Genomic DNA, 11,311 nt, shown 5'->3' with positions numbered 1-11,311 from the left:
ATTGGTAATGACTATACATTTCATATCTACTTTTGCACCAAATTTCTCAAATGCTTCACGCAGGGCAAAAGATTCTAGCTCACTATTTGGTCCTGCTGCTAATGTGATGCGCACGGCCTGTTGTTTCACTTGTATCTCCTCCAAACGATGATCAGAATAAAACCATTTTTTCCTCATCTGTATATGTTTTTCTTCTACAGCATACGACTCAAATCCAAAGGAGCATCATCTAAGATGCGAATCCACTAAGATTCGCATCATCATCACGTATTCGATTCACCTTTCTTCGCCCGTTCTTCCTTCCACTGATCAAGCTCCGATACTGTCAATAATTGATATCCTTGTTTGGTCAATTCCTTATAAAGAAGGCAACGAAATTTCATTAATTGATGTCTTAAAATGAGAAAGTGAAGATATGATTCATACCATTCAGCTCAACATGGAGCTTGAAAAAGCTAGTTAAAACCGACCAAGCTAGGTCTGTTTTTATTTTGTCATTATAATCTAAGAAGGCAACGAAATTTCATTAATTGATGTCTTAAAATGAGAAAGTGAAGCTATGATTCATACCATTCAGCTCAACATGGAGCTTGAAAAAGCTAGTTAAAACAGACCAAGCTAGGTCTGTTTTTATTTTGTCATTATAATCTTTCCCCTATCCTTTGTTTCATATTTGATAAGAGAAAGGAGACAATTAATAAAAGAAACAAGCATTAAATTTCAATTTAAATAAAAAACATCACCTAGAAAAATAGCTAAGTAATGTTTACATTCTCCATTTATTTCACTATGCTGTTTTCTTTTAAAAAACGCTCAAATAGTTTATGACCTTCATCCTCAATATCGTCATCTTCAATAGGATACTCCCCTATCAACAGCCCTAAATTATCGTATTTATCATAGCGCTTCAAAAGCGTTATTCCGTAACTTTTATAATCAAAAAATAATAGCCATCTTCCTGATTCTAAACTTTTATAAAACACCCCTTCATAATCAAAACCATGTTCATAATACCCTACATGTAAATGCATGGTATCGTCTAAACTAAGCATTCTCCCCGCTCTCCTTAATACGCTTCGATATTAGATTTTCTCAAAAAAGTCTATCTTCTAACTTTACAGATCATGCTGAAAATCAATATTCCTCAACTCTACCCATTCAACAAAATCAGGCATCGTTTTTGTCTTTAGAAAATGTTGAACGATTTGATAGGCTTCATCTCGATTTACATAGCTACATGATGGCACATACAATGGCGCTCCAGCCACAAAATGCTCAATTGTTTCTATATGTTCAACCTTTTTAAAAGGGACCAAAAAATCTGGATATCTCAATATAAAAAAACCATAAGGTGCATTGTAAAAGAAAACAAGACTTTCATATTCCCCTTCTTCTTCAATCTCAATCGAAGATTCGCCATTCCCTTGTTTCCAATAATCTTCACCCTTTTGAAAGAAGATACTTTTCATTAATGCTTCTCCCGGATTTTCCACTGGAGCACCGGTTGGTCCATAATACAAAAACATAAAATCTCTCCTTCATACCTATTCATCAACAACTTAACCGATTGTTCTATTTCCTTCAAATTCATAAAATGCATGTGTTTGTTGTTTTAATTTCAGCATGCTGAATAGCTTGGGGTTTAGCTTTTGAAAAGTTTGCTTGCTGACCCATTTTACTTCTTCAATATCATGATCCGGATCGAGAATACTCATTTGTCCTCCGGTGATTTCAGCAAAGAAGGTGATCATCAGCGCATGATGCTTTTTATCTTGAAAAAACGCTTCTCGAATCGAATGAAGTTCATTTACTTTGCAAACATACCCTGTCTCTTCTTTCACCTCACGGACCACGGCCTGCTTCAGGTGTTCTCCTTTTTCTACAGCACCACCAGGAAGTCCCCAATATCCCTTTACATTTTTAACCATTAACATATTTTCTTCCTCATCATAAATAATAGCTGATACTACGTCTACTCGTTTCAAATGAATCCCCCTCAATCATTCTCTGTTCACATCTATTATCGAATAAATAGCACGAACTGTTCATTTCAATACAGTCATTATACTGTATCCTTGACAAGGTAATGGATAAGGAAGCAAAACAGCATTCGTGAGCAGATAGGAGGCCATAGCATGTGGATCATCATCATTTTACTTATTGTCCTCATTGGGTTTACTGGGAATATCGTTTCTTTATTAAGACAAATGAAAGAGTCAAACGAGAAAATCATACAACTGTTAGAACATCAAAAACCGAAAAAATAAAAACTCCTCTCATTTAGAGGGAAGTTTTTTAGAGAAAGCAATTAGAGAATTCTTACCGTTTTTCATGAAGCAACATATATCTGATTCGACGAATATAATGCAGCGCAATATGAACGAGGCATAAAATGAGCCCGATCATCGCAAGAATATAAATGGGCAGCATCAAACCAGGTACATAATTGATGATAATACCCAAACAAAACGCTGTCAGCATATATAGGCTGATCAACCTCATCAATACCATCCGAAGCCCTCCCTTTCCACACTCACTTTAACATCATTTCCCTTTATTTTCATAATTGGCTTTAAAAAAAGATGCGAATCCACTAAGATTCGCATCATCATCACGTATTCGATTCACCTTTCTTCGCCCGTTCTTCCTTCCACTGATCAAGCTCCGATACTGTCAATAATTGATATCCTTGTTTGGTCAATTCCTTGATAATCGTGACAGCTGCGTTTGCTGAGGTGTCATAGATATCGTGCATTAAGACCGTTTCACCGCTCGATGCATGCGCTAAAATGTAGTTGGCGACGTATTGGCTGTTGCGATATTTCCAGTCTTCAGGATCTACGTCCCAAAGTGTGACTTTCATGTTGACTGCTTCGTTGATTTGTTCGTTTGTTCCACCATATGGCGGTCTAAAGTGAGTCGGTGTGAACCCGCCTGCTTTTTCAATGATTTGCTGCGTCTCTTCTACTTGTTTGATGGCTTGTTTTAATGGCAGTCTTGTGAGTAAAGGGTGGTTATAGGAATGATTTCCGATTTCATTTCCACCCTTTCGGATTTCATTCAGCATATATGGATAATACTGCACCCTGCTTCCTAATACAAAAAATGTCGCATGTCCTTTGTTTTGTTTTAAAGCTGTTAATATTTTTGAGGTCGTCGATGGATTTGGACCATCATCAAATGTAAGGGCAATGGCTTTTTGATTTGGATGAAAAGTTGCCTGTTTTGGCAATGTTACGATCTTTCTTTTTGGAATCGGTTCTTTTTTCTCGTTTTTGTTCTTTTCTTTATTGATATATTCTGGCTTTAACATTCCCTTAAGCAGTGTTTTCTTAATCGCCAGCACTTGAGGGCCTTTTTTGTCTGGTGCGATTTGCCCTGCTGGAAAGTAGAATTCAATAAAACGATCCTTGATGGCAAAATACTGATAATGCTCTGCCGCAGGAGACGTTCCTTGTTTGAGCAAATGCCTATTTTCAGCAAGAGAGCGATCTTTTTTTAACGCCTCAAATGTCATATGAGACAGTTTTTGCAGACTTTCTCTTTTTGATAAAAATAGATCATCTATCGATAAAAAATGCTGTTTCTTGAAATCAAAGTTGAACATCTTCGTTTGATGTGCACCTTTTACTCCGCCTTTCAATTCATATGTATTGAATTTGACCGCAACGGTTTGCTTGGCATAATGAGTGATCTCGTAATCTATGTTTAATTCGTATCGATTCTCTTCATCGACATCACTTGCTTCGCTAAATGATGTTTTGAACCTGTCCAGCGCTGTTTCTGCAAATCTTTTCATCTCTTGATCTAGCTTTTTTTGATGAAACACTGGATAGTTGACAGCATATCGCATGTATCTCCCGTCATTCACGAGGGTGACAATTTCAACTTCTTTATAGCTCGCATCTGGTTCTATTTTCTTCTTCTCTGTCCCGCTTGCCTGCTGATTATGATAAAACGCAGCGATCCCAATGACGATCGCAAGTCCGCATAGGACGAGGCTGACCTTCCCTTTTACTGACACAATGATTCTCCTCTCGTGATGCCGCCATGCCTGGATGACGTGTGTTTGTAGGATAGACTTTGCGTCACCCCTTTTTAGTTTGTAAAAAACAAACTTGTCACATTTTCGACACAATTAAGAGCAGATGAAAAAAGGGCTTGATCTCTCAGTCCTTTGATTATTTTTGCATATATAGTTGAAATAATTTCGTTTCTTCATCAATAGAGCTCGCTCGATCAAAAGCTGCTCTAACCGTCTTCGTATTGTTCATGAGCTCATACAGCATTGTCAGGACAAAGATAAATGCCGCATCTCCATCAATGTAATCATCAGGCGCTGTATAGGACAAAGCACCTGCTTCTAAAAAGGCATCTGCAAGTTTCTTCTCACCTAGTGTGCAGCCGGTTGATATGACGTGAATCCCTTTTAACGAAGCATACCGCTTGATTTCATTCGCTCCAAAAGTTGTACCTCTAGGCTCCCCATCTTCGTATACATCTTCCCCTAACTCCGGCATGAGAAACGCCTCTTCCTCCCCGTGAAAAGATAAAAGAAAGTAGTCAGTCTCCCTTCTGTTTCTCCCAGATAACACATCAATCAGATCATTGGGTCTGCCTATCCAGTGCATATCGACTTTTGCACCAAAGTTCTCAAATGCTGCACGCAGGGCAAAAGATTCTAGCTCACTATTTGGTCCTGCTGCTAATGTGATGCGCACGGCCTGTTGTTTCACTTGTATCTCCTCCAAACGATGATCAGAATAAAACCATTTTTTCCTCATCTGTATATGTTTTTCTTCTACAGCATACGACTCAAATCCAAAGGAGCATCATCTAATGTTAACAATCGAATATTCAGAAAATCGCCTTCAAAAGAATGATTGTTACTTCCAATTTTATCTTGAAAATAACGTTTGATCAAAATTTTACTCATAAAAATAAAAAGGCATCCCATAAAAGGATGCCCCTCTTCCTCCTCAAAATCACATTACCACTTACAGCGTTTTACCGGACGGCAGCAAGGGTTCTTGATATCCCTACCACAATCGTATTCTTCCACAATATACTCGTTATGAGTCGATTCAGTGACAGGATAGTAGTTTTCAATTCTTTTGATGTTTTTATTCACGTTTGTGATATGAGTTGGATGAATTTTTCTAATCGTTTGTTCGTTCGTTGTCGTATTGACAATTTGACGCGTGGGGAAAACAACCGTTTCATCTTTTCCATGGTTCCCCCTACGAGGCCCAAAGAAAAAATTGTCTAATCGATTCCGGCTCATCTTAAAACCCCCTTCAAGTTGTCTTTCACTTACACTCTATCGTATGCAAGAGGTGTCTTCAGTGATTAGATGCTTGTCTATTTTTTAAAAATCCAGCATCCATCTCGTTTTCTCTTTCTTTACAAAAGGTCAATTTTAACATATTATACAAATGATATATTGCGCAGAAAGGACATCCATGAAAACAAAACATAAGTTCTTTTTATTCATTACATTCATCGTCATCATCATTGCTCTTCCACTGCTGTCACCTATGATCTTTACAAATGCGACGGAAAGAGGCGCCATCCGGCAGGCCATCTATCAAAAAGGGTATCCTTATCAAAGCTATTTTGCTATTTTGAAAAAAACGAAGCATGTAGATCCTGAGTATGGCCAGCTTTATGATGTGTATTGGCAGTCATGGAAAAGTGAAACAGGAATGACGCCATTCGTCTGTTATTCAAAAAAGGTAGAAGAAAAAGAATATGAGGTCAGCTGCGGAACTGCGCCATAACCTGTCCTCTCATCATGAAATAAGAGGTGAACCAAATGATCAATACGACACAAACCATCGAGCGTAACAAGCTAGACATTGCCCTTGAACTCACTCAATTGCATTTGAATCGATATGAAACGAATCATCCTGATCAGCTGAGTGAAATTTACGCGAAATATTATGCGCTGCTTGAAGTGCTGGATTTGTCTTCCTATGATCAATTGATTGATTTACTGCCAGATGGGCTCAAACAGACGCTTGAGTAAAAAAACCATCTATCCACGTGGGATAGATGGTTTTCTTTATACACGTGCAGCCATATCGGTTTCGATTTGCTCTAAGCTTCTTCCTTTTGTTTCGACTAAAACAAAACGGGTGAACAATAGTCCGATTAAGCAGATAACCCCAAATGAGGAGAAGATGACCCCAAAGCTGAATTGATCAGCCAAGATGGGGAAAACGAGTCCAACAGCTAATGATCCCGTCCAGTTAAAGGCAGATGAAATGCCTGCTCCAATGCCCCTGACAGAGAGCGGGAAGATTTCGCCGATGATGATCCAAGTGATCGGCGCCCACGAGAAGGCATAGCACAAAATAAAGCAGCAAAGTGAAATCAATGTGACCCAGTTTAAAATCCCTTCACTGACTCCCAGTGCACCTAATGCCGCTGGTGCAAAGAAGGAAAGTGCCATTCCTGTTCCCCCCACGGTGAGGATCGTTCGGCGGTCAAACCGGTCAACAAATTGTAAAAAGATAACAGTCGTCACGACGAAAATGACACCAACGATGACTGTAAAACCTGCTGCGACCTGTGGAGCAAGACCGACATTTCTAGCGATACTCGTTGCATAATACACAATGGAGTTGGCGCCCTGTATTTGCTGAAGGGTGGCCATCCCAACCCCAATGAAGAGAGCCATTCGGAATTTCTTTTGGAACAATTCCCGAATGCCTGAGCGTTCTTCTTTTGCGACTTCTAAAATTTCTTGCATTTCTGCTTCGATTTCTTCACGTGAAGAGCGTAGTGATCCTAATACTTCCCGTGCTTTATGAGCCATTCCGTGTTTAATTAAATATCTCGGAGATTCAGGGAGCCTCAGCATACCAATATAAAGCACAATCGCAAATAAAGCGGCACTTCCCAGCATCCAGCGCCAGCTGTCTGGGATGGGCTCAAACACAAACGCGACAATGTAGCTGAGCAATAGTCCGCTCACAATCATGAGCTGATTGAGCCCGGACAATTTCCCGCGGATTTTAGCAGGAGCGATTTCAGACATGTAAGCCGGCACCAAAGATGAGGCTGTTCCTACTGCTGTCCCTAAAAAAATACGAGCAATGGTTAATGTAATCTCTTCTGGTGCGATGGCTGATCCGATCGCTCCGACAAAAAAGATGATCGATGAGACCAAAATGAGCTTTCTGCGGCCGAACTTATCCCCCATAAGACCGCTTAAAATCGAACCAATGATTGCTCCGCCCATTAATGAAGAGACGACAATCCCAAGCCATAAGGGACTGAGCTGAAATTCTTGTTGAATATGTCCTTCCGCCCCTGCAATAATGCCAATATCATATCCGAATAAGATTCCTGCAAAGGACCCGAAAAAGAAGATAAATTTACTTGACACTTTTTTCTCCAAGTGGATAACCCCCTCACTTAATAAACCGCTTTCATTTCACCCAGCCCTTCTACTGTAAACAGTAGAAGGCATTTCACCCTTCTTCTATAAAACCACATATTCTGCATTTACAAGCTTTGCAAAATGAACAATTTGATCAACCGTTAAATCGAGAGACACGACTGTATGATGACCGCCGCCTTGTTCGACCCATGCTTTGACTCCGTCCTGAAAGTTCGGTTTGATTTTCCAAAGCACACGAGCAACTGGTAAATGAGGCGCAGCTTCTTCCGGCTCAAAGGCTTCGACTTCTTGAATCAGCCATTTGAAATGCGTTCCAAAATCAGCGATGGAGACAACAATGCCCTCTCCTGCTTTTCCATCAAACACAAGACGCGCTGGATCTTCCCGATTTCCAATGCCAAGTGGAGACACAACAATAACTGGTTTCGTATTTGCAAGTGCTGGATCTACTTCTAACATATGAGATTGCAGCACCGCTTCCTGCCCAGAGGTCATTTCATACGTATAGTCCTCCATAAAGCCAGTTGATTGATGATGACTCATCACCTTTAATAAACGGTCAAGCGCAGCAGTTTTCCAATCGCCTTCACCAGCAAAACCGTATCCCTTTCCCATCAGCCGCTGAACCGCAAGGCCAGGCAGCTGCTTCATGCCATGTAAATCCTCAAAGTTTGTCGTAAAGGCATTGTAGCCACCTTCATCTAAGAAACGTTTGATGGCGATTTCATAACGCGCTTGCACCTTCACACTTCTTTCCCATTCTTCAACCGAATAACTCCCATAATGAACGTCATATTGCGTCAAATAATCGGCAAATAGTGCATCCACTTCTGCTTCTTCTACTGCGTTTACATATTCGACGAGATCACCTATCCCAAAGTAATCAACAGTCCATCCAAGTTGAATCTGCGCTTCAATTTTATCTCCTTCTGTCACAGCAACATGGCGCATATTGTCACCAAACCGAGCCACTTTGATGTGAAAGCTCTCTTGATAGGCAGCAGCAACGTCCATCCAATCAGCGATTTGCTGCTTCACCTCTGGTTTAGACCAATGACCGGCGACAATTTGGTTTTGCTTATTTAAGCGGGCATTGATATAGCCATATTCTCTGTCTCCATGTGCAGATTGATGGAGATTCATATAGTCCATATCAATCGTGTCCCACGGAATTTTTTCATAATATTGAGTGACGAGATGCAGGAGAGGCTTTTGCAAAAGAGAAGTACCGCGGATCCACATTTTCGCTGGAGAAAATGTGTGCATCCAAGTTATCACACCGATCACCTCATCACGATAGTTGATCTCTTTCATCAGCTGTGTGATTTGATCTGCGCTGACAGCCAGCTCCTGCAGTATAATTGGATAAGGTAATAAACCGCTTTCATTTAAGGCATCCGTCATCCTTTGTGCGTCTGCTTTTACTTGTTGCAGTGCTTCATCTCCATATAAATGCTGTGACCCGACGACAAACCAACATTCTTTTTTCTGACTTGTTAACATAGAAATCCCTCTTTTCTTTATCTTGAAGGTTTTTGTCCGTAATACGCATGTGCACCATGTTTTCTTAAATAGTGTTTATCTAAAATTCGTTGCGGAAGAGGCTCCGCATATTCGTTCAATTGCTTTGCAAAAAGATTCATTTTGGCTACTTCATCTAAAATCACACTGTTCGTCACCGCACTTTTTGCATCTTTTCCCCACGTAAATGGACCATGACCTTGAAGCAAAACACCAGGCACCGCCATCACATCTATCTTTCTTTTCTCAAACGTTTCAATGATCAGCCGGCCCGTTTCCACCTCATATCCGCGATTTACTTCTTCTTCTGTAAGAAATCGAGCGCACGGAACAGGGCCGTAAAATGTATCCGCATGAGTTGTGCCCATTGCGGGTAAATCAAGACCAGCTTGCGCCCATATGGTTGCCCACATGGAATGGCTATGTGAAATGCCGCCAATTTCCTCATAGTGTTTGTAAAGAACAGCATGTGTGGCTGTATCTGAAGAAGGACTGAATTCCCCTTCCACCACTTGCCCGTCAAAATCAACAACGACCATGTCTTCCGCTGATAATTGGTCATACGCTATGCCGCTCGGCTTAATGACAAACAGACCGCTGTCACGATCGCACGCACTGACATTTCCCCATGTGAACTTCACAAGTCCGTATTTTGGCAGATCTAAATTCGCTTGAAACACTTCTTCTTTTAACCGCTCTAACATACCGTTGTCACTCCTCTCTTTGGCGTCAGATACGCTACTGCCGCTTCTTCAATCGGGAGTCCCTCTTGATAGCGCTTTAAAAATTCCTCAAAGCCTTTGACATCGAGTGGGTCGGGTTCGATGAGCTCTTCTGATGTACTCGCAAACACTTGATATGTCAGAAAATCAGCCAACGTTTGCTGCTTTTGATTGACCATATATGAAGCAAGGACAGCCATCCCAAACGCACCGCCTTCTCCGGCTGTTGAAACCACTGATACAGGTGTATCAAGTGCAGCAGCAACCATTTTTTGACCAACGAGTGGTGTTTTAAATAAACCGCCATGTCCTAGTAAACGATCAATCACGACATTCTCATGTTCTTTTAAGCGATCCATCCCTATTTTCATTGCACCAAATGCCGAAAAAAGGTGGGTACGCATGAAGTTGGCGAGGTTAAAGCGGCTTTCAGCGGACCTGACAAAAAGCGGCCTTCCTTCTGGCAATCTTGTAATATTTTCACCAGAATAATAGCCATAGCTTAAGAGCCCGCCGCCATCACGGTCTGCTTCTAAGGATTGCTGTAATAAGGCTCCGTATAATCTTTCTGACTCCACTGGCTGACCCATTGCTTCAAATGCTTCACGAAATATATTCATCCAAGCGTTTAGGTCACTTGTACAGTTATTCGCATGAACCATTGCTACTGGCAGTCCATCTGGTGTCGTGACCATATCCACTTCTGGATACACACCTGTCAGATGCTGCTCTAACACAATCATGGCAAAAACAGAGGTCCCAACTGAAATATTTCCTGTTCGCCTTTCCACACTGTTTGTCGCCACCATCCCTGTTCCCGCATCACCTTCTGGCGGACAAAATGGAATACCTGGCTGCAAATGTTTGCCTTGATCTAAAATTGATGCTCCTGCTTGCGTTAACACGCCAGCTTCTTCACCCGCTAAATAGATACGCGGCAAAAGATGACGCAGCTTCCACGGGTAGCCTTTTTCTGCAATCAATGCATCAAATTGATGGAGCATCTCTTCGTTATAATCCTTCGTTTTTTCATCAATTGGAAACATTCCCGACGCATCGCCAATCCCAATGGCCTGCTTCCCGGTTAACAGCCAGTGAATGTATCCTGACAGAGTCGTCACATATTCTAAGCGGGAAAGATGTTTTTCCTCTCCTAATATCGCTTGATATAAATGGGCAATACTCCATCTTTCTGGAATATGAAATTGGAATAAATCCGTTAGTTTTTGACTCGCCTCGATCGTCGTTGCATTCCGCCACGTTCGGAACGGGACGAGGAGCTCTCCTGTATGATCACATGCGACATAGCCATGCATCATCGCTGATATCCCGATTGAGCCAATGGTTTGAATGGTCACACCATACATTTGCTCAGCTTGCTCCTTCATCTGACGATATGCCACTTGAAGACCTGTAATGATATCAATTAAATTGTACGTCCAAATTCCTTCCTGGAGAGAACTTTCCCATTCAAATGTACCTTGTGCAATTGGCTGAAACGCTTCATCTATTAAAATGGCTTTAATTCGTGTTGAACCAAATTCAATGCCTAAAGATGTCCTTCCTTCTTTCATGGCTTTGGCCGTCTCTTCATGATTCATTCTACGTTCACCTCCATGTTGATAGCGGTTTCAAATTTCTTTTTCTAGATTCATTGATT

General features: G+C 41.1%; 14 protein-coding genes. 3 read left to right on the top strand and 11 right to left on the bottom strand.

The window, feature by feature from the left end:
* Positions 1-779: 779 nt before the first annotated feature.
* The 3 genes from BA70_RS17315 to BA70_RS17305 all read right to left on the bottom strand — a co-directional run bounded on the left by BA70_RS17315 (position 780) and on the right by BA70_RS17305 (position 1,985).
* Complete coding sequence (locus BA70_RS17315) at positions 780-1,052, bottom strand: DUF3986 family protein (protein ID WP_034324877.1); 273 nt, start codon at positions 1,050-1,052, stop codon at positions 780-782.
* Between the two features lie 63 nt (positions 1,053-1,115).
* Positions 1,116-1,526 (bottom strand): hypothetical protein, encoded by a 411-nt coding sequence (locus BA70_RS17310; RefSeq protein WP_034324875.1) that lies wholly within the window; start codon positions 1,524-1,526, stop codon positions 1,116-1,118.
* A gap of 33 nt (positions 1,527-1,559) precedes the next feature.
* Positions 1,560-1,985 carry an NUDIX hydrolase gene (locus BA70_RS17305; RefSeq protein ID WP_034324874.1) on the bottom strand — a complete coding sequence of 142 codons (426 nt, stop codon included), beginning with the start codon at positions 1,983-1,985 and terminating at the stop codon, positions 1,560-1,562.
* Positions 1,986-2,135: 150 nt separating this feature from the next.
* On the opposite strand from BA70_RS17305, the gene BA70_RS20860 reads away from it, so the two are divergent.
* Complete coding sequence (locus BA70_RS20860) at positions 2,136-2,267, top strand: hypothetical protein (protein ID WP_003217310.1); 132 nt, start codon at positions 2,136-2,138, stop codon at positions 2,265-2,267.
* Between the two features lie 52 nt (positions 2,268-2,319).
* Here BA70_RS20860 and BA70_RS17300 read toward each other — a convergent pair whose 3' ends face one another.
* The 4 genes from BA70_RS17300 to BA70_RS17285 form a co-directional block, all read right to left on the bottom strand.
* Positions 2,320-2,511 carry a hypothetical protein gene (locus BA70_RS17300; RefSeq protein WP_034324871.1) on the bottom strand — a complete coding sequence of 64 codons (192 nt, stop codon included), beginning with the start codon at positions 2,509-2,511 and terminating at the stop codon, positions 2,320-2,322.
* Positions 2,512-2,611: 100 nt separating this feature from the next.
* Complete coding sequence (locus tag BA70_RS17295) at positions 2,612-4,024, bottom strand: polysaccharide deacetylase family protein (RefSeq protein ID WP_034324868.1); 1,413 nt, start codon at positions 4,022-4,024, stop codon at positions 2,612-2,614.
* Positions 4,025-4,181: 157 nt separating this feature from the next.
* Positions 4,182-4,784: a delta-aminolevulinic acid dehydratase gene (locus BA70_RS17290; protein ID WP_373465714.1), complete on the bottom strand. Its 603-nt coding sequence runs from the start codon at positions 4,782-4,784 to the stop codon at positions 4,182-4,184.
* Between the two features lie 206 nt (positions 4,785-4,990).
* On the bottom strand, positions 4,991-5,284 hold the full coding sequence (locus BA70_RS17285) for a CotD family spore coat protein (protein WP_034324865.1): 294 nt from the start codon (positions 5,282-5,284) through the stop codon (positions 4,991-4,993).
* A gap of 178 nt (positions 5,285-5,462) precedes the next feature.
* Here BA70_RS17285 and BA70_RS17280 point away from each other — a divergent pair, with 178 nt between their 5' ends.
* Positions 5,463-5,780 carry a hypothetical protein gene (locus BA70_RS17280; RefSeq protein ID WP_034324862.1) on the top strand — a complete coding sequence of 106 codons (318 nt, stop codon included), beginning with the start codon at positions 5,463-5,465 and terminating at the stop codon, positions 5,778-5,780.
* A 35-nt stretch (positions 5,781-5,815) separates the two neighbouring features.
* Positions 5,816-6,028, top strand: coding sequence for a hypothetical protein (locus BA70_RS17275; RefSeq protein WP_034324860.1), 213 nt, complete (start codon positions 5,816-5,818; stop codon positions 6,026-6,028).
* A gap of 36 nt (positions 6,029-6,064) precedes the next feature.
* Here BA70_RS17275 and BA70_RS17270 read toward each other — a convergent pair whose 3' ends face one another.
* The 4 genes from BA70_RS17270 to BA70_RS17255 form a co-directional block, all read right to left on the bottom strand.
* Positions 6,065-7,405: a sugar porter family MFS transporter gene (locus BA70_RS17270; RefSeq protein WP_034324859.1), complete on the bottom strand. Its 1,341-nt coding sequence runs from the start codon at positions 7,403-7,405 to the stop codon at positions 6,065-6,067.
* An 84-nt stretch (positions 7,406-7,489) separates the two neighbouring features.
* Positions 7,490-8,911: an L-arabinose isomerase gene (gene araA / locus BA70_RS17265; RefSeq protein ID WP_034324856.1), complete on the bottom strand. Its 1,422-nt coding sequence runs from the start codon at positions 8,909-8,911 to the stop codon at positions 7,490-7,492.
* A 17-nt stretch (positions 8,912-8,928) separates the two neighbouring features.
* Complete coding sequence (locus BA70_RS17260; protein WP_034324854.1) at positions 8,929-9,633, bottom strand: L-ribulose-5-phosphate 4-epimerase; 705 nt, start codon at positions 9,631-9,633, stop codon at positions 8,929-8,931.
* Positions 9,627-11,252: a xylulokinase gene (locus BA70_RS17255; protein ID WP_034324852.1), complete on the bottom strand. Its 1,626-nt coding sequence runs from the start codon at positions 11,250-11,252 to the stop codon at positions 9,627-9,629. The genes BA70_RS17260 and BA70_RS17255 overlap by 7 nt, the downstream gene beginning before the upstream one ends.
* Positions 11,253-11,311: the final 59 nt, after the last annotated feature.

The sequence above is a fragment of the Bacillus zhangzhouensis genome (genome assembly GCF_000715205.1).
In the GTDB taxonomy this organism is placed as follows: Bacteria; Bacillota; Bacilli; order Bacillales; family Bacillaceae; genus Bacillus; species Bacillus zhangzhouensis.
The sequence above is the reverse complement of the archived record's forward strand: the minus strand, read 5'-3'. Positions and strand labels throughout refer to the sequence as shown.